The sequence below is a fragment of the Formosa undariae genome (assembly GCF_042427615.1).
Lineage (GTDB): Bacteria > Bacteroidota > Bacteroidia > Flavobacteriales > Flavobacteriaceae > Formosa > Formosa undariae.
Genome location: NZ_JBHMEZ010000001.1, coordinates 157,906 through 178,232 on the forward strand (window position 1 = coordinate 157,906; position 20,327 = coordinate 178,232).

General features: G+C 32.7%; 16 protein-coding genes. 13 read left to right on the forward strand and 3 right to left on the reverse strand.

What is annotated here, in order from left to right:
- Positions 1–4: 4 nt before the first annotated feature.
- The 3 genes from ACFFVB_RS00665 to rhaD form a co-directional block, all read right to left on the reverse strand.
- Positions 5–1,318: an FGGY family carbohydrate kinase gene (locus ACFFVB_RS00665; RefSeq protein ID WP_382380130.1), complete on the reverse strand. Its 1,314-nt coding sequence runs from the start codon at positions 1,316–1,318 to the stop codon at positions 5–7.
- Positions 1,319–1,477: 159 nt separating this feature from the next.
- Positions 1,478–3,265 carry an L-fucose isomerase gene (locus ACFFVB_RS00670; protein WP_382380132.1) on the reverse strand — a complete coding sequence of 596 codons (1,788 nt, stop codon included), beginning with the start codon at positions 3,263–3,265 and terminating at the stop codon, positions 1,478–1,480.
- A gap of 19 nt (positions 3,266–3,284) precedes the next feature.
- A complete protein-coding gene (gene rhaD, locus ACFFVB_RS00675) occupies positions 3,285–4,079 on the reverse strand; it encodes a rhamnulose-1-phosphate aldolase (protein WP_382380134.1) in 795 nt (264 codons plus the stop codon).
- Between the two features lie 104 nt (positions 4,080–4,183).
- Here rhaD and ACFFVB_RS00680 point away from each other — a divergent pair, with 104 nt between their 5' ends.
- The 13 genes from ACFFVB_RS00680 (at position 4,184) to ACFFVB_RS00740 (ending at position 20,203) form a co-directional block, all read left to right on the forward strand.
- On the forward strand, positions 4,184–5,083 hold the full coding sequence (locus tag ACFFVB_RS00680; protein WP_382380136.1) for a helix-turn-helix domain-containing protein: 900 nt from the start codon (positions 4,184–4,186) through the stop codon (positions 5,081–5,083).
- 602 nt (positions 5,084–5,685) lie between these two features.
- Positions 5,686–7,125: an aldehyde dehydrogenase gene (gene aldA / locus ACFFVB_RS00685; RefSeq protein WP_382380138.1), complete on the forward strand. Its 1,440-nt coding sequence runs from the start codon at positions 5,686–5,688 to the stop codon at positions 7,123–7,125.
- 107 nt (positions 7,126–7,232) lie between these two features.
- Positions 7,233–8,531 (forward strand): L-fucose:H+ symporter permease, encoded by a 1,299-nt coding sequence (fucP, locus tag ACFFVB_RS00690; protein WP_382380140.1) that lies wholly within the window; start codon positions 7,233–7,235, stop codon positions 8,529–8,531.
- Between the two features lie 2 nt (positions 8,532–8,533).
- Complete coding sequence (locus ACFFVB_RS00695) at positions 8,534–8,866, forward strand: L-rhamnose mutarotase (RefSeq protein ID WP_382380142.1); 333 nt, start codon at positions 8,534–8,536, stop codon at positions 8,864–8,866.
- Between the two features lie 10 nt (positions 8,867–8,876).
- On the forward strand, positions 8,877–10,025 hold the full coding sequence (locus ACFFVB_RS00700) for an alpha-hydroxy acid oxidase (RefSeq protein ID WP_382380144.1): 1,149 nt from the start codon (positions 8,877–8,879) through the stop codon (positions 10,023–10,025).
- A gap of 301 nt (positions 10,026–10,326) precedes the next feature.
- Entirely contained in the window at positions 10,327–11,460 is a 1,134-nt protein-coding gene (locus tag ACFFVB_RS00705) for a hypothetical protein (protein WP_382380146.1), read from the forward strand.
- 15 nt (positions 11,461–11,475) lie between these two features.
- The gene (locus ACFFVB_RS00710) at positions 11,476–11,814 is read left to right on the forward strand and encodes a hypothetical protein (protein WP_382380148.1); all 339 of its coding nucleotides are present in this window, start codon (positions 11,476–11,478) and stop codon (positions 11,812–11,814) included.
- Positions 11,815–11,887: 73 nt separating this feature from the next.
- Entirely contained in the window at positions 11,888–12,346 is a 459-nt protein-coding gene (locus tag ACFFVB_RS00715) for a toxin-antitoxin system YwqK family antitoxin (protein ID WP_382380150.1), read from the forward strand.
- Positions 12,347–12,489: 143 nt separating this feature from the next.
- Complete coding sequence (locus ACFFVB_RS00720) at positions 12,490–13,797, forward strand: sensor histidine kinase (RefSeq protein WP_382380152.1); 1,308 nt, start codon at positions 12,490–12,492, stop codon at positions 13,795–13,797.
- A gap of 39 nt (positions 13,798–13,836) precedes the next feature.
- Positions 13,837–14,589, forward strand: a complete 753-nt coding sequence (locus ACFFVB_RS00725) for a LytR/AlgR family response regulator transcription factor (protein WP_382380154.1) — start codon at positions 13,837–13,839, stop codon at positions 14,587–14,589.
- Positions 14,590–14,832: 243 nt separating this feature from the next.
- The gene (locus ACFFVB_RS00730; RefSeq protein ID WP_382380156.1) at positions 14,833–16,821 is read left to right on the forward strand and encodes a sensor histidine kinase; all 1,989 of its coding nucleotides are present in this window, start codon (positions 14,833–14,835) and stop codon (positions 16,819–16,821) included.
- A gap of 54 nt (positions 16,822–16,875) precedes the next feature.
- Positions 16,876–19,437, forward strand: coding sequence for a TlpA family protein disulfide reductase (locus ACFFVB_RS00735; protein ID WP_382380158.1), 2,562 nt, complete (start codon positions 16,876–16,878; stop codon positions 19,435–19,437).
- Positions 19,438–19,444: 7 nt separating this feature from the next.
- Positions 19,445–20,203 carry a LytR/AlgR family response regulator transcription factor gene (locus ACFFVB_RS00740; protein WP_382380160.1) on the forward strand — a complete coding sequence of 253 codons (759 nt, stop codon included), beginning with the start codon at positions 19,445–19,447 and terminating at the stop codon, positions 20,201–20,203.
- The last annotated feature ends 124 nt before the right edge of the window (positions 20,204–20,327 follow it).

Genomic DNA, 20,327 nt, shown 5'->3' on the forward strand with positions numbered 1-20,327 from the left:
TATTCTATTTTAAATAATCCTTCATCAATAGAGCTGCACCTAAAGCACTTTCATTTTTACAATCGGAAATCTTTATGGTTATGCTAGGTTTTAATCTTTCTAAGAAGGCAATAAAAATTTTATTTTTATTAAACCCTCCCGATATATATACGTCTTTTAATTCTGCTTTTTCATCTGAAATTAATTCAATAGCCGAAATAACTTTTTTACTTATTTCGTAAATTAATTGATAATAGGCTGTTTCGTAAGACAAAAATTTCTGAAGATATTCTGGATGCGCTTCGAAATCGGCATCAATACCTTCCGATAAAAATACACGTGTATTTTGATCCATTAATTCATTACAAAGTGTAGGGTTTAAAACTAAATCTAAATGACAATCAACATCTACTTTGTAGAAATCGCTTAACGTTTTAATATACACCTCGTGAATACGTCCTAAAAACTGCATCGAAGATTTTACTTGCTGCTTTTCTGGCGTCATAAAGCACAAACAATTATTTTGTAATTGATGTTGCGTTAAGGTCTCTTTACTAAATGGATTCATGGTTATAATCCAAGTTCCTGTAGATAACAGCACAAAATCGTTACCTTTTTCATTTTCTAAAATCGGAATAATTGAAGAGGAGCTGTCATGAAGACCTGTACCTACGGCAATCGTTTCTCCGTTTATTTTTGTTATTACAGCTTCATTACCTTTACAGGGTTCCGGAAGCGTAATATTTTCATCTTTTAACCAAGAATGGTATTCCATAGTATCAAAATCCCAAGTCGCTGTATGCGCTCCAACAGACGTAAAATCTGCCGTAATTTTACCTGTAAAAATATAGCTTAAGTATTGGGGATAATGTAAAATAGCCTGCACTTGTTCCCAAGTTTCTGGTTTATTTCTTTTAAGAGATAACATCTGTATCCCTGTATTTAACATCCCGTAGGCTGGCGAAGCCGTTTTTCTTGAAAACTCTTCTGTCCCACCTTGAGATTTGTAAAAATCACTATAATCGTTAAGATCTAAGGGTTTTAAATAATTATACAACGGGGTAATGCGTTTTCCGTCTTTATTTAAATACACCAATGATGCACCATGTGTAGAAAAATTCATGGCTTTTATTTGATATTTACCTTCGTCCTGAATGTTTTTAATACCATTCTGAACCCAAGTCTCAATAGCGTCTAAATCGTCACAACAGTATCCATCGTCATCTGTAATTTCATCAAATTTAATTGACTTTTGATATACAATACTAAAGGTCTTATCGAATAAAAATATCTTCTTATTAGTCTTTCCGATATCGACAACTGCTATAACTTTTTCCATACTGACACTTAAATTTTACAATGAAAAGTCCCCTCCAAGTTGATTGCACATCAATTGGAGAAAACAAATTCACTACCAATAAAAAAAAAAAAAGAGAGGCTCGTTTAACTAATTAACCACTACGAAACAACTAAAGACGAGCCTTCTTAAAAAAAAATATTATCCTTTAAACCCATATAGCGGGCCATAATTATCACATGCGCGGTAATCTGCACCTTCTAATTGTTCTCCAAATGCAGACCATGCACTAGGTCTAAACACATCGTTCTCATCTACATTATGCATGTTTACAGGAATACGTAACATCGCTGCTAATGAAATTAAATCTGCTCCGATATGTCCGTGAGAAATAGCACCGTGATTTGCACCCCATTTAGCCATTACAGTATACACATCTTTAAACGCTCCTTTACCTGTAGTTCTTGGTACAAACCAAGTTGTTGGCCAAGTTGGATCTGTTCTATCGTTTAATACATTGTGAATATCTTCTGGAAGCTCTACACTCCATCCTTCAGCAATTTGTAAAACAGGCCCAATTCCTTTAATTAGGTTTATTCTACACATGGTTAAAGGCATCTGACCTTTAGTTAAAAAGTTAGATGAAAATCCACCACCTCTAAAATATTCAACCGTAGCTGGAGGCCATTTTGTATTATCTAAACATCGCTGTACATCGTCTTCTGTAATATCCCAAAATGGTTTCATCGTTGGGTTACCATCTGCATCTAATTGTTGTGCTGTAGCATCTAGAGTTGTAGAACCAGAATTAATTAAGTGAATAATTCCGTTTTCGGCTAAACCAGTTAACTTTTTACCTGTTACACGTTCTACTGATTCTGGACTCCAGTACGTACGTACATCCGAGAATAATTGTGCTGTATTTGTTAATAAATGACCAAACAACATAGAAATGGCATTTAAACAATCGTTTTCTGTTGCAAAAACATAAGCTTGACGAATCCCATTCCAGTCGAAAGATGAATTTAAAATAGATTCTGTATAATCTGCATTTGGCTGGTAATCGGTCCACTGACGTTGTCCTTGGAATCCTCCCATAATTGCATTTCTACCTTTAGATTCTTCTCCGAATCCCATCTCTTTTAACTTCGGGTTTCCGTTCATTAAATCTTTACAGATTAAAGTCATTTTCACAACTTTCTCCCATTCTTGATCTTTAACCTCTGCCGATTTTTGAGATTCTTTACTATTACGGTCTGGACCTTCGATACAATTTTCTTTAGTCCAAGCCAATGCTTTTTTATACTCGTCTTGATCGAAGATATTATGCTCGATACGTCTTAAAAGCTCTACAGATTCTACGAATTCTGCACGGACTCCTAAATAGTCCTGTAAAAAGTTTACATCGACCATAGAACCAGCAATACCCATAGAACTATAGCCTATAGATAAATATGATTTCCCTTTCATTTGAGCCACTGCTAAAGCACCTTTTACGAAACGTAAAATCTTTTCTGACACATCATCAGGAATAGATGTATCTCCTCCATCTTGAACTTCTTTTCCATAGATACCGAAAGCTGGTAATCCTTTTTGAGAATATCCTGCTAAGGCTGCTGCTAAATACACAGCACCTGGTCTTTCTGTACCATTAAATCCCCAAACTGCTTTAGGTGTTAATGGGTCTGTATCCATAACTTCTGTACCATAACACCAACATGGCGTTACTGTTAAAGACACTTCTACACCTTCCCTCTTAAATTTATCTGCACAAGCAGCTGCGTCTGCAACACCACCAATAGTAGTATCTGCAATAACACATTCTACTTTTTCTCCACTAGGAAAACGTAATGTTTCTTCTATTAATTTCGCGGCCGCTTTGGCCATATCCATACACTGAACCTCTAAAGATTCTCTCACTCCTAATTCACGTCCATCAATTGTTGGACGAATTCCTACTTTTGGTAATCTACCTATTAATCTACTCATCGTTTCTAATGCTTTTCTATTATGTAAATTGTTCTAATTCGGTTAACTGATCGTTAGATAAACCTGCTGGTTTAAATCCTGCAGCCCAACACATCATTAACATTTTCGCGCCTTTATTTGCTACATCTAAAAAGTCCCAAGCTTTCATAACATCTGGTGCCGTTGCTGTTGCACCGTGCTTTTCCCAAAGCGACACATTTCTTGTTTTAAAAGCTTCCATTGTTACTTCTGCTAAAGCCGCCGTACTAGATAACGCATATGGCGTACAGTGAATTCCTTTAGGTACAAATACTTTTACCTCAGGACACATCATCCAAATTTGTCTGTTTAATTCTTCTTCATTATCGAATAATTCGTGGTGACTCATACAAATCAACTCTAAAGGATGTGTATGCACTACCGCTAAATTTTCTGGGTGATGTTGAGAATTAAATAAATGGATACTTGCATGAGAAATTAATTCGCAAGTAGGTCCGAAATTATCACGTTTTCCTCCCCAAATAATAGAATAAGCCGTTGCATCTTCATTTATATAAAGGATACAAGACACTTCTTCTAACATATCTACCAAGTCTCTTAAATAACATCCAGTACCTGTTATATAAATTACAAATCCTGCAGATTCTTTAGGAAAATCGAAAGCAACTTCCTCTCCAATGCCTTGAACTTCTTCTTTGCTAAAAAAAGAGGTTAAGTTCATCGAAATGTTACCCGCATTTCGCTCTGCCCATTCACGTTGCCATAAATAACCAGCTACCGTAGAAACTTTTTTCAATTCTGTCTGTACTTCTATTGGGAGTTTTAAAGTCTTCATATATGTTTAAATAATAAATTATTACACAAAAATACTTTCATAGTATCATTTTAATAATATTTAAAATCTGTATTTTTGTATCTAATTCAAACATTATTGATTTAATGAAAATTGTAAAGGATATCCAACTGGGAGACCCGTCTTCTAACAAGCAAAACTTTATAGATTTAAATTTAAAAGTATTGTGTTGCAGATATTGGATACTGGACTTATGGGACTGTCACGATATGGTATTTCCGTATTGGAGATTATATTGGAACAGAAATACTGGAGGCGAATTGATTCATCGCGATAATATTTTTGAAATGGATCCCGATTACCTTTTTATTATTCCGCCCTTTACCTCCTTTTCATCTCGATTTACAAAAAATCATGTGTATTCTCACGGTATTCATGTTAATGGAAAACATGTTACTGCCAATAGTAACGAAGATAATTATGTAGACTCTTCATTAATTCATTTATTCATTCACTTTAATTTAGGGGTGCCTTTTGACAATGTTTACCCAGGAATTTTAAAAATAGAATTAACAGACTATTTAAAGGAACGTCTGGACTACCTCACAACTAGATTGAAAATAGAGAATACAGATTTTAAACTTACGTTTAATTTAAAGCTCCAAGCTTTTATTAAAGAAGCGCTTACCAATATAGGACCAGAGTTATGGAAAGCGATTAATATTGACGAGCGTGTATTAAAGGTTATCCGTTATATTGAAATTAATATTAATAAGAAATTAAGTAATTCAGAATTGGCATCAATTATAAATATGGCTCCTAATTCTTTTGCGCGATTATTTAAAATTGAAATGAATATTACATTACATAGTTTTATTCAGAACAGAAAAATTGCGAAAGCTTGCGAACTGTTCGAACATACAAATAAGACTATCGAAGAAGTTTCTTTTGTTTTAGGCTTTTCTGACCGCTTCCATTTTTCAAGAGTTTTTAAATCTGTTATCGGACTATCTCCTGCGTCTTACAAAGAGGAAAAGTATATCTAGTTTATATATAATTTAAACCTTAATAAATTCCTCCAAAAACACTTTACGCATATAAAAGAGAAAAAAACACCCTAATTATTACGAATAAATAAAACGGATTTGTTTATTATCTTAATTTAAACATGCTTTAATGTCCTGGGATAATATTCTTACAGCCCTAATATAACACCCGTTTATCTAACAGCATTCTGTACTCCCCAAAACATATAATTTAAATAAATTAGATTCCTCATTTTTTGTAAAATGAGACATCAATATCGTATATCAAAGTCAATGGTGGCAAAGCGACACTAAGTCTCTTTTAAATTAATAATTTTCCAATTTACGGCGAGGCACTATAACCAATTAGGGTCTAATTTAGACTGCAAAAACTTAAAAGGAATAGTATTAGCATCTCAACATATCGCACAAAAACTGTCACAGTTCTAATGTTTAAATTATACATATTATTGATTGTAATAGATAATTATTAAAAACTAATTATAATATAAATTTGGTAAGTATATTTTGTCAATATAATTAGTATTTAGCTTTATCTTTAAATTAAATACAATCACAAACAATCGAACCCTTAATTAAAACTGAATTAAAAAAAATAGAACATGAAAACATTTGAACAGTACATAAATGGAAAATTTGTAAAATCGACGTCCACAGATGTCATTGAAATTTTAAATCCTTGCACCGAAGAAGTTTTATCATTAATGCCTATTGGAAGTGTTAAAGATGCTGAATTAGCATTAGACGCTGCAAAAGCCTCTCAACATGCTTGGAAATCTCTTCCTGCTATTGAAAGAGGTAACTATTTAAATAAAATGGCAGATGTTATTCGTGATAATCGTGTGTTTTTAGCTGAAACTTTAGCAGCAGAACAAGCTAAGGTTATGGGTTTAGCACAAGTTGAAATTGATGTAACTGCCGACTATTTTGATTATTATGCAGGTTTTGCAAGACGCATTGAAGGAGAAATCATTCAAAGTGACAGAAGTAAAGAACACATCTTTTTACATAAAGCACCAATTGGTGTAGCAGTTGGAATTTTACCTTGGAACTTCCCTTTCTTTGTCATGGCAAGAAAAGTTGCAGGCTCTTTAATTACAGGTAACACTTGTGTAATTAACCCAAGTTCTATTGCACCTAATACGGTTATGGAATTTGCTAGATTAATCTCAAAAATAGGCGTTCCTGCTGGTGTTTTAAATTATGTTTGTGGTAAAGGTAGTATTGTAGGTAATGCACTTTCATCTAGTCCGATCACAGGAATTATTAGCTTAACAGGTAGTGTTGGTGCCGGTCAAATGGTAATGGAAGCTGCTTCTAAAAACATCACAAAAGTATCTCTAGAATTAGGTGGTAAAGCGCCTGCTATTGTTTGTGCAGATGCTAATTTAGAATTGGCTGTTAATGCTGTTGTAACGTCAAGAGTTACGTTTAGCGGACAAGTTTGTAACTGTGCAGAGCGTCTTTATGTAGAAGAATCGATTCACGATCAGTTCTTAGATATGGTTGCCAAGAAAATGAAATCTTTAAAAGTAGAAGATGCATTCTCTAAAAACAATCCAGACATGAGTGCTTTGGTGTCTAAAGCGCAATTGGATAAAGTTTCTGAAATGGTTGAATTCGCTAAAAAAGAAGGTGCAGAAGTTGTCGTTGGTGGAACTAGAACTCCAGGATTTGATAAAGGGTATTTCTATCAACCAACTTTACTGACCAATGTAACTCAGAATATGCAAATTATTCAAGAAGAAGTATTTGGCCCTGTTTTACCAGTAATGAAATTTAGCACACTTGATGAAGCCATCGCTTTAGCAAACGACTGTGAATTTGGATTAACATCTTCTATCTTCTCAGAAAACTTTAACAAAGTCATGCATGCTGCAGAAGAATTACAATATGGAGAAACTTATATCAATAGAGAACACTTCGAAGCCATCCAAGGTTTCCACGCCGGTTGGAAAAAATCTGGTATAGGTGGAGCAGATGGAAAGCATGGTATGGAAGAATATCTTCAAACTAAAGTGATCTACGCACAATACAGATAATTTAAATAAGAAATATAAACTAGCAAACACTATTCATTTAATAGAGAAATTAGTATCTATACACCGAATAGTGTTTGCTTTTTAAACAAACTAACCAAATTACAATCATGAACACCACCGAAAAAATCCCTGTAGTTTCTAGAGAGGTATTAATTCCTTTTATAATTATAACCTCCTTATTTTCGCTTTGGGGTTTTGCAAATGACATTACCAATCCTATGGTAGCGGCATTCGGAACCGTTATGGAAATCTCTACAGCAAAGGCCGCTTTAGTGCAACTCGCTTTTTATGGCGGATATGCTACTATGGCTATACCTGCAGCATTATTTGTTAGAAAATACAGTTATAAATCAGGGATTATATTAGGATTAACATTATACGCTATCGGGGCTTTATTATTTTATCCTGCAGCAGAAAATGAAGTGTTTGGTTTCTTTCTTGGATCCCTTTATATTTTAACATTCGGATTGGCATTCTTAGAGACTACCGCTAACCCATTTATTCTGTCCATGGGAGACGAACGTACTGCAACCCAGCGTTTAAATTTAGCACAAGCTTTTAATCCTATAGGTTCACTTTTCGGAATGTTTGTAGCTTCAAAATTCATACTTGTCGCTTTAGATTCTGACAAAAGAAATGAAGCAGGCGAATTAATTTTTACCACCTTAGGAGAAGCACAGAAAGCCATCATTAGAACGCACGATTTAGCTATAATTAGAGATCCTTACGTGATCCTTGGCTTCGTAGTTATTGCTATGTTGGTTCTCATTTCTATCACAAAAATGCCAGACACGAAAAAGAATAAAAAGTACAGTAGTGCTAAATCTTCTTTTCAAAGGTTATTTAAAAACGGAAAATACAGAGAAGGTGTTTTTGCTCAGTTATTTTATGTTGCGGCTCAAATTATGTGTTGGACATTTATTATCCAATACGCGGGAAACCTAGGTATACCGAAAGCTGAAGCTCAGAACTACAATATTATTGCCATGACCATATTTTTATTAAGTAGGTTTATAAGCACATTTTTAATGAAATATGTAAACGCTAAAAAATTACTCATGATTTTTGCGCTTTGTGCCATGGTTACTATTTCAGGTGTTATTTTAATTGAAGGCATACTAGGTTTATATTTATTAGTAGCAACCTCTGCTTTTATGTCTTTAATGTTTCCAACAATTTACGGAATTGCATTAGACGGCTTACCAGAAGACGATACGGCTTTAGGTGCTGCGGGTCTGGTTATGGCTATCGTAGGAGGTGCATTAATGCCAATATTACAAGGTACTTTAATAGACATGGAAAAAATAGGCCCTTTTACAGGTGTAAACTTCTCGTTTATTCTTCCTTTTATATGTTTTTGCTTCATTGCTTTCTATGGTTACAGAACATTAAAAATTTATAAATAAATATGAGATATTGCTATGCCTTAGACTTAGTTAATGACGAGACATTAATTAAAGAATATATTGAGTATCACAAAAACGTGTGGCCAGAAATTCAACAAAGTATTTTAGATTCTGGTATTGAAGTTATGGAAATCTATCATGTAGGCAATCGCCTATTTATGATTACAGAAGAAAACAAAAATGCCCAATTAGAAGAACGGTCTCAATCAGATCAAGAAAAAGCTAAAATAGACGAATGGGAAACGTTAATGTGGACATACCAACAAGCGCTTCCTGTAGCTAAAAAAGGAGAAAAATGGGTTTTAATGGAAAACATATATCAATTAAAAGTTTAGAATTAATAGCATGGAAATAAAAATAAATCCAAAATATCCTTCCGTAACAGACTTAAGAAAAAGAGCGCAGGTTAAAATGCCAAAATTTGCTTTTGAGTATTTAGATGGAGGATGTAACGAAGACATTAATTTAGATAAAAATCGTACCGACCTTCAGAAAATAGAGTTAATGCCCCAGTATTTATCAAAATTTGATAAATCCGACTTAAGAACTGAATTGTTTGGACATACCTACAATGCCCCTTTTGGTATCGCGCCAGTTGGACTTCAAGGTTTAATGTGGCCAAACTCGCCAGAAATTTTAGCCAAAGCCGCTTTCAATCATAATGTCCCTTTTATTTTAAGTACCGTTACCACTTCTAGTATTGAACGCGTAGCAGAATTGACAGAAGGAAAATCTTGGTTTCAATTATATCACCCAGCAGAAGAAAAAGTTAAACGCGATTTATTAGATAGAGCCGCTAATGCCGGAACAGATGTTTTAGTCATCTTAGCAGATGTTCCTACGTTTGGATACCGACCAAGAGATGTAAGAAATGGTTTAGCCATGCCGCCTTCTATGAGTCTAAAAAATATTATTGAAGTTTTAAAAAAACCAGATTGGGCTATTCAAACTTTAATTCATGGGCAACCTGCTTTTAAAACGTTGGAACCTTATATGCCTAAAGGACTAAATTTAAAAAAGTTAGGAGAATTTATGGATGTTACCTTTTCTGGGCGACTTAATGAAGACCGCATTGCCTCTATTAGAGACCAATGGAAAGGTAAATTAGTAATTAAAGGTGTGGTGAACGAAATGGATGCGCAAAAAGCCATTAATTTGGGTGTCGATGGTTTAATTGTATCCAATCACGGTGGTAGACAATTAGACGCGGGACAATCTTCAATCGTGCCTATGACACATTTAGCTAAAAAATATAAAAACGATATTAAAATCATGGTAGACTCAGGTTTACGTGGTGGTCCAGATATCGCTAGAGCCATGGCAAATGGCGCCGAATTCACCTTTATGGGACGTAGTTTCATGTATGGTGTTGGTGCACTAGGAAAAGACGGAGGCGATCATACAATTTCCTTAATGAAACGCGAATTTCAGCAAGTTATGGAACAACTTTGCTGCGAAAAAGTTCAAAACTTACCTCAACATTTAATTAAGTAAAATATATTAAGAACCCAAGAATTTATTTTTTTCTTGGGTTTATTTTTTTGCGCTATAAAAATGGGGTTTAAACTCGATTTACTACATACAATTGATTACACCCAAATAGTCTTTTCGTCTAAGACGCTTTACAGTAGTCTCATGGAGACTTCCATCTGATTCATTTTAATTGACGTTACACATAAGACATCTTACTTTTCTAGCTTATTTCTGCCAATTACTCATTTTATTAGGCCGAATTCTAATTTGACAACTATTTAGCCAAATACCTAGAGTATATTTGAATAAAACGTACAGACCTATGAAAAATCATTTGTTATTTTTATTCATTTTAATGTTTTCTATAAGTGTGAATGCACAGAAAACGATTAATAATCCAGATTATGTTTCTAGTAATCTTTCTGGGACTATAACAAAGGTTGAGCTTACAGAAGAGGCCACAATACTTCATTTCCATATTAAAGTACCCATAGGATCATGGATTTTCATCCCTAAACAAACATATATTGAAGATGCCCGTGCTTCTGATGGGCGCTTATATGTTACGAAATCCGACGGCATTGAAATGAAAAAAAAACATACCATAACCAATTCGGACGAGATTCGATACAAATTGTTTTTCCCTCCATTACCAAAAGATATAAAGAAGATTAATTTTGGAGAATCTAATCCTGGAGGTAATTGGAATATATATAAATTAGACCTTACAAAAGATGGTGTGAACTTCATTGGTAATTCAAATCTAAATAAGGCTTCTAATTACACCATAAAAAAAGGGTACCCTCTATCTCCAAAGACCATGAACGGCTGGCCCCTTAAAACAGGTATACAAATGCCCTCCCAGACATATTCCATTGTTGTAGGAGAAAAATTATCAGAATCTAACAGCTTACTTCCAAGAGATTTACCTAAATCATTTTTCGGGAATTGGCATGACAAATACGGTACACTTATACTTCTTACGACCGAAGATTATGTCATGTTCGATTCTAGAATTCAGTATTATCAAAACATTGTCAAAATTAGCGATACAAAATTTGTCTTAAGTTTTTCAAATGGTGGTTTTGAAGTCCTGGATCTTAGCGAGACAGGTATGACCATTAGAAATCAGAAATTAAGCACTTTAGTAAAAAAATCAGGTATTAGTAAAGTTCCCAAAGCCATGATTGGCACATGGGGTTTAAAAAATGATTCAGGCAACAAAATAACAATCTCGAAGGATTATCTTTATAACAACGCACAAAACACTACAGATATAAAAGGCAGTAAAAACAAACAAATTGTTCAAGTTGTAGAATCTCAATCAGGCGAGGACGTTTGGTTTATTCTTTATGATAAAGGCACTTACGATTATTACAGAGCAACTAAGACAGACCATACTTATGTTTTAACACCTCGCGGATACCCAGATATGCGATACGAGAAATTAGAATAACACATTTATAAAATCATGAAAAAAGCAATCTTATCTGTAATCGGAATTCTAGCTATTTTTATCACATTTTCGTTTACAAATTTCAATGTTGAGAACGAAAGAGTTTTTAAAATCACTTCTGAACATCCAATTGTATTTGATATGGTACAAAACGGAAAAACTACAAAAGGACTACAAACACCTTATGAATTTAAATTTACTGGAAATGCAGGCGATTTTATTTTTAAATCTAACAAAGCACATGAAAAATTAAAAGTAAGCGTTGAAGACCAAAAAAGTCGTTTAACTGCCAATTGGGAAATTATTGTTTTGACTATAGAAAGTGATACTATGAAAACATTTGGAATGAATTAGAATAACTTATTTATAAAAATTTACGCACGCAAACATAACGTTGCTCCAGAAGTAAACATTTAACATCGCTATTATGAACAAAATTTTAGTATTAACATTTTTCACCTTTTCATTACTTTCTTTTGCCCAACAGCCTGAATCTAAAATTTACGATTGTAATAAATTAACAATGCAAGGTAAAGATGGAAAATCGGCTTTTAAAGACCACAGAGCCTTTACAGGAAAATGTCTGACAAAAAATACTGAAGGAACTGTAACGGAAGAACGAAACTATACCAACGGCCAATTAAACGGAGAAGTAAAACAATTCGATTTAGAAGGTAACCTTAAAGAAATTACAATGTATTCTGTAAATATAAAACACGGAAAATATGTGTTATATAATACAAGTGGGACGCCTATAATCGAGGGACATTATAAAAATAAGCTGAAAGATGGACCGTGGAAATACTACGACAAAGATTCTGGTGAACTCATCAAAACAACTGACTTCGATTTTGGGAAAGCACATCTAACTGATAATAAAATGTAACATAATTACGAACTACCACAAATTAAAAATGTACAGTTTTAGTGCAACCAAAATACGTTGTTAAACTGCTCTATAAACGTTAAAAAATAATTCTAAATAATATTTCATTGAAAGTCACAAAACTCTTTTTTTTACTATGCCTTATGCCTTTAATAACAATGGCGCAAGTAAGTATATTACCAACGGAGCTCTCGGAATATTACTTAGGAAGTTGGATTAACAACAAAAACGAAGTTGTTCTTATCGTTTCTCAAGACTACATCGTTATAAACAATGAGTTGTTTTATTATAACGAAATTCTTAAAGCAGATAAATCACTAAATTTTACATGCACTTATAATTCTGATATAAAATATATAAATGTTGCAGAAATAGATGAGACACGTATAGTTTTAGACGAAGGTTATAAAATATCAACACTCACTAAAGCTAAAGTTACAGATTCAAAAACCTTACCCGAATCTCTTATCGGGAATTGGCATACCTTAGGGAGCACATTAAACATTAAAGAGTCTGAACTATCTTATTTTAATACAGTTTATAAAATAGATTATGCCATTTCTTTAGATCAGGCACATTATTACCTTGTTTTATATGAAAACAAAGAGTATTATTTTGCCCATAATTATACGAATAATAACGAACAGTTTATAAATACCCATTTTTCTGAGACTGTTGTTTTTAAAAAAGAATCATTCATTCAGAAGTATATCTATAGGTTTATTTCTATTATAATAATCGCCTTTTTAATACTAAGTTATTGCCTTTTTAAATGGAAATTGGCCTTAACCAAAAAGAAGGAAACAACGAAACGTAAGTTTACAGAAATGCAACTAAAAGGGATTCGGTCTCAGATGAATCCTCATTTTATATTTAATGCATTAAGCGCCATACAAAATCTTATTAACAAAGGTGATAACGAAAAAGCAAATCATTATTTAACCGAATTCGCTCAACTTATGCGGTTAACTTTAGATAAAAGCGATAAAGGCTTGGTCCCTTTAGACGACGAGATTTCCTCTATAAAAAAATATCTAGAATTGGAAAAATTACGTTTCTATTTTGAATATCATATTATCATCGATCCAGAACTAGATTTACAACTCACAGAGATTCCAGCCATGCTTATTCAGCCCTTTGTAGAAAATGCTATAGTTCATGGTTTAAATGAAAAACAAGGGGATAGACAGTTAAAAATGTTGTTTAACTTAGATGTCGACCATTTAGTGTGTACCATTATTGATAATGGGATTGGGATTGAAAAAGCTCAGACAAAAAAAACGTCACATTATAAGCGCGAAAAATACGGCATTCGGTTAGCTAAAGACCGTATCGATCTCATTAACGAAAGTTATAATACAAATGCAAAAGTGATTATTACCGATGCCTCTGAACACGACACAAAAAACACAGGAACATATGTTGAAATTTATATGCCTTTAACCTATTAATTTTTAATTAACCGCCATGGTTATTACCACACAAATAGCATGACAATTAAAAGTATTATAATTGATGATGAATCCCATAATTTAGAAAATCTTAAACGGTTGCTAGATAAAAATTGCCCCAATGTAGATGTTGTAGGCATGGCATGTTCGGCCGATCAAGGGGTAGAACTCATTTCGAAATTACAACCAGATTTAGTGCTTTTAGATATTGAAATGCCCAACAAAAACGGATTCGACATGTTAGAATCTATGGGTAATGTAAATTTTGAAGTCATTTTCGTAACTGCTTATAACAAGTATGCACTTAAAGCGATTAAATCTTGTGCTTTAGATTATATAATGAAGCCTATAGCCATCTCAGAATTAAAAGACGCTGTATCCAAGGTGGCTCAAGTTGTTTCCGAAAAAAAGGAAAATCAGAAATTGAAATTTTTAGTTCAAAATTTAAAGAACATAAATCAACCTCAAAAAATCGCATTGCCAACAGCCGAAGAACTTTATTTTGTATCTATCGATGAGATTGTAAGGTGTAAAAGCGAAAACAATTATACGTTGTTTTTTCTTAACAATGGTAGCTCTATACTCGTATCACGAACCTTAAAAGAATGGGATGATCTGCTATGTTCACATCAATTTATTAGAACGCACCAATCCCATTTAATTAATAGCATACACGTTAAATCTTTTGTAAAAAAAGATGGTGGCTATATTTTAATGAATGACGGAAGCATGGTTAGTGTATCCAAGCATAAAAAAGAACACACTTTAAATACGCTAGCTTCTTTAAAGTAAAATAATCTTGCTTAGTTTATTTTATCGAATACGATATAAAGTTAAATCTTTTTAGAGTCAGATTTATCGTCACTCGAGTCTCACGTCTGCAAGAAGTTATAACGACGCTATTAAAAACTGGATGAATTAGAAATAAAGACACTACATGCAACTTATACAGAAATATTGCAGTTTAACCGAAACCCATTTTTTCAAAAGGCCTTTTAAAGTTTATTTGTGGTATACATATTTAAATTTACTGTGATGAAGAAAAAAATATTATTATTAATTTCTGTTTTAATTGTTATTGTATCAATATCCATTTTCTCATTAATAAAAGAGAAAACAGTTATATCTTCATCACAATATGGAACGTTTAGAAATTACTCACCTACTAAAATACCTTTTAAACCTGAAAACAGAGGTTGGGATTATGTTAAAAACAGATTGTTTGATGGAAAAACGAGTCGAGTCCCGAAATTTACTGGCGCTATTTCATACGCCCTTGAAGGCGCTACAGCACAAGACAGCTTAGTTGTAGAAAATTTAATGAGTCAGTTAAGAGTTTTAGCTCCAAACAAAACTATTGAGTATTTTCATAATACACATGGAATTCTATCTGAAGACCGAACATTTGTTACCAACAAAAACAATGATAAAATAAGTCTTCATGATTCTAAAGACGCAAAGGTCATAACATTGTCATTTGGAGATAAGGAAGTTTTGTTAAGAGACCTTTACAGTCCTGGCTTTATTAAATTAGAAGATGGAGGAGCTGTTTATTTAGAACAGTATACACACCCTGGAAAAAACAAAATCTATTCCTCTATCTATTTTAATTTTCCAAAAGACATTTCTTTTGAAAAAAGAGAACAAAATATTTCTTATTTCTTTTGGAGAAGTTTATGTAAAATACATTTAGAAGCAAGTGATTTAGTAGATGTTTCTTCTGTTTCAGAACTAATGATTAATTCAGTATTTAATACAGTAGAGTTAAATCCTATTAATTACTCATTTACAGAAGATGATAAGTTTTTATTAAAAAAGTTATATTCGGATGATTTTCTGAGTCAATTTAAAGACTTTTTATATAGCAATTATCAATTCGGATACGCCTTTAATTTTATTAATTATGGATTGATGCGCTCTGTTGTTATTAGTATTATAGTCCTATTAAGTCTTATTGTTTTTGTGTTATCGTTCAGTATTTTTTCAACTAAAAAGTTTAAATATTCATATTTAAACTTTTTAACGCCTTTTTTAATTGCTTCCATTGTAATAGTCAATTTATATTTCTTTAATTCAAACATGAAATATGAATTTAAAAATCAATTTCAAGTAGGTGCTATAATCGTTTTTATTATTTCCGGAATATTATTGGCAGTAATTAGCTCGTTTTTTACATGGGTTTTGGAAAAATATTTACTTAAGGATTGGTTTGATTTTAGTGTAAAACTTGTTTTAAAATCGAGTTTTGTTTTTTTAGCAATTCAATTACCAATGATGATTTCTAATTTTATAACAAATAAATTTTTTGAAGCTGATTTCGATTACACAATAGTTACAAATGTAGCATTACTATTGGCGCTGGGCAGAGGCATCCTAATCTACCTAAACCATTTTTCAGAATCCTTAGTAAAAGAAAAAGACGTCGAGTTAAGCAGATTAAAAGAAGTTAATGCACAGTCAGAACTTAAATTATTACAATCGCACATCAATCCGCATTTTTTATATAATGCCTTAAACTCTATTGCAGGTTTAGCACATACCAATGCCGATAAAACAGAAAAAATGGCACTGTCGTTATCTGATTTATTTCGCTATTCCATTAATAAAAAGGGCGAAAAAATGAGCACTATTGAAGAAGAAGTCCAAATGGTTGAAAACTATTTAGACATCGAAAAAATCCGTTTTGGAGACCGCTTAACCTTTCAGTTAGATATTGACAAAAGCATTTTAGATAAAAAAATCCCCATGTACATATTACAACCTTTGGTAGAAAATGCTATTAAACACGGCATTTCTAAAATTAGAGGCGAGGCAAAAATAGCGTTGCAAATAATTAAAGAAGAAAACAACCTCTTTATTCGTGTGAGCGATAACGGACCCGATTTTCCAAAAAGTCTAATAAGTGGCCACGGACTGCAAACAGTTAACGATTTACTGCGCTTAAGTTATGGTGATAACGCGTCTTTAACATGGGAAAACACAACTAAAAAGACAATAACTGTTAATTTACCGTTAAACCATTGAAAATCACCATATAAACTTAAAATATAATTTACTTTCACTAAAACCTACCACATTATGACCACCAAAATTACAGTACTACTGCTACTAGTAGCAATTCAATTTGGATTTTCCCAAAAAATAATTGAGAACCCACAATACGGATTTAATTCTTTACCTGGGAAAATAACCAAAATAGAAGTCTTAGAGGATGCCACCGTACTTCATTTTCATATTGAATATAAGCCTAAATATTGGATTAACATTCCATCAGCAACTTATATAAAAGGCATGAATAGCGACGAAAAATTATTTTTAACGAAAGCAGATGGTATTCCTATAGATGAGCATTATAATATGCCAAAATCAGGAGAGGTAAATTACAAATTGTATTTTCCTAATGCAAAAACAGAAATAGGCAAAATCGATTTTTTTGGTGGACATGAAAAAGGAAGCTGGTACGTTCATGATCTTGTTATTGACGAAGACAAATACGGTTCTGTATTACCAAAGCACTTAATAGGAAATTGGTTAAAAACCGATGGAAGTAATGAATGGGGCTATGGTTTTTATTATGATCGCGCTATCATAAACAAAGACATATGGACTTATAAATCCGTTAAACACAAAAAAACAAAATCCGAAATCACCTTAGAAAAGGGGAATGAAACTAAAATTATTTACGCGAAATTAAATACAGATAAAACAGTAGCTTTTGGAGAAAACAAAAAGCAACTTACTACCTATAGTTTAAACCGAACTGAAAATAAAGATTTTAAACTAGAAAATGACGTACCCTATTTAGAGTCCGATATTTTTAAAATAGACTCTACCACGTATTCTGGGGTTATTAGAAATTATAGCAGTGAACTGAGTAAAGAAAAAACAGGAATGATTCATGTAAACAATATTTTTACAGGAAATCAAGAGTCGCATTTGGTTAAAATTAAAGACGATGGTCGCTTTTCGGTAAAGTTCCCGATGTATTATCCGCAAGAAGCTTTTGTAAGATTTCCGGGTTATAATGCATCTGTATTTTTCGAGCCTGGGAAGGAAACCTGGGAATTAATAAATTCTGGAAGTCCAAATGATGTATTTTTTGCGGGTGATCTTGCAGAAATAAATTCAGGCTTAGCGAGCTTAAAGGACATACGTAATTATAACGGCTATAATAAACTTCATAGAAATATAGAAAAAATAGCGCTTCAGGAATATAAAGATGCCTGTATAAAGGTTTACAACAGTGAAATAGCCAAATTAGATGAAGCGATTAAAACACGATTTTTAAGTAAAAAAATAACCCAAGTGATGCGTTTAGAGTTAGATTATAACTTTTACGGAGCGGTTTTAAGTTATGATATATATAGCAAAAACGGGAAAGAACCTAAAATAGATAGTGCTTATGTTAGTTTTTTAACCCCTGAAATACTCAAAAATAAAACAGCTGTACTTACTTCAGAATATTCAAGTTTTATAAATCGTTTACGTTTTAGCGAACCTTTCAATGCCTTTAAAAATTTAGGAGTAACACCTCCAGAAGGCATAGCATTGGCTGAAATGCTTCAATCTAAAGGCATAACTATCACACAAGAAGAGCAAGAATTGATAAATGAGCAAATAAAATTTAATAAAGAAAATGCGATTGCTTTAAAAAGACGGGCCGATTTTAATACTAATAACAAAACGGTTTTAAGTCGTTTTAATAGGAAGTTTGGTGTACTCTATCAGAAATTATCAGAAGAAGAACGAAAAGAGATCCTAAATACAGAGGGTTCTAATATTGATGCTATTATTAATTACGCAAAACCCTTAGATATTACATTTTCGGAGGATGAAATTGCTAAACAAAAAGCACAAAATAATATACTAACTGAAAAAGAAAAAGAAAAGTTTAAAGCGTTTTATACTACCGAGCGGAATAATAGAAATCAAGCCGTTTCTAAAAAGTATAGTAACGAAATACAAGAATACACTAAAAAGGAATTTCAAAGACAATACATTGAAAACACAATAGCTTTATTTGATGAAGAGGAATCTTGGATGTCCGATATATTTATTACACAGTTTATCTCTGCTCCCATTGTCGAGCAATTATCACCATTATCGACCCCTGAATTAAAATATGTATCAAAGAATATTGAAACCCCGTTTGCACAAGAATTTTTGGTTTATGAAAACGAAAGAGGATTAGCGAAAATAGAACATAATAAAAATGCAACGGGCTATGTGGTAAACGAAACATCAAATACAGAAGCCGATCAGGTTTTTAATGCCATCACAGAGAAATACAAGGGTAAAGTCATATTTGTAGATTTTTGGGCAACTTGGTGTGGACCTTGTCGTTCAGGAATGGAAAAAATGAAACCTATGAAAGAAGAATTGAAAGATAAAGATGTTGTTTTTGTATATATCACGGATCAATCTTCTCCAGAAAAGACTTATAACAACATGATTCCTCAAATTAAAGGCGAACATTACAGAGTGTCCAATGATGAATGGAACTATTTAAAAATCAAGTTTAATATAACTGGTATTCCGCATTATACTTTAGTAGATAAAGAAGGAACAGTGGTAAAGGAAACCATAAAGTTTTCCTCATCTACAAATAGCTTTAAAAAACTCATTACAGACTATTTATAAGCAAAGAATGAGGCCTTACACCACTATTATTATAGACGATGAACCACCGGCTAGAATGCGTTTATTGAAGTTACTCGGAAATTTCCCAAGCACCTTTAACGTGATTGACGAAGCTGAAGACGGTACCGATGCCAAAGAAAAAATAGAAGCCTTAAAACCCGATCTTATCTTTTTAGATATTGAAATGCCAGAGTTAACAGGTTTTGAATTATTAGAACAACTCGATGTTATTCCAATCGTGATATTTTGCACCGCTTACGATCAATATTCTTTAAAAGCTTTTGAAACCAATAGTGTCGATTATTTACTAAAACCTGTAAAACTTGAACGTTTACAGCAGTCCGTTAATAAATTAAAACTGTTTAGCAAAAATCCAATATCTCAAAATGTTTTGGAATTAATAAAAGAACTTTCTGCTCAAAAAGAAGAAAAGAAAATGACATCCATTACGGTTAAAAAAGGGGAGAAACTATTTTTTGTAAAGTTGGAAGACATTAGTCATTTTCAGGCTGAAGAACGCTATGTAAAAGTACACGCCATAAACGAAACCTATTTAACCGAAGAGTCGCTCTTAACATTAGCGTCTAAATTACCCAATCAATTTATAAGAATTCATAGAAGTACAATTATCAACAAGGAGTATGTACACGATATTCAGAAGTATTTTAATAGCCGGTTTATCATTACACTGAATAATAAAATAAAAACAAATATTACATCTGGCAGAAGTTATAATACGGCTATTAAAAATTGGATAGAAGCTTAAACAACAAGACACCTTACTTTGATTCATAAATTTGAGTGACGTGCTTTTCTTAGCCTAGTTTCTCATTATATATGAAGCAGAAAGTGGTAAGTTTTTAGGATAAGATTTCTTTGCAGTTGTTCCT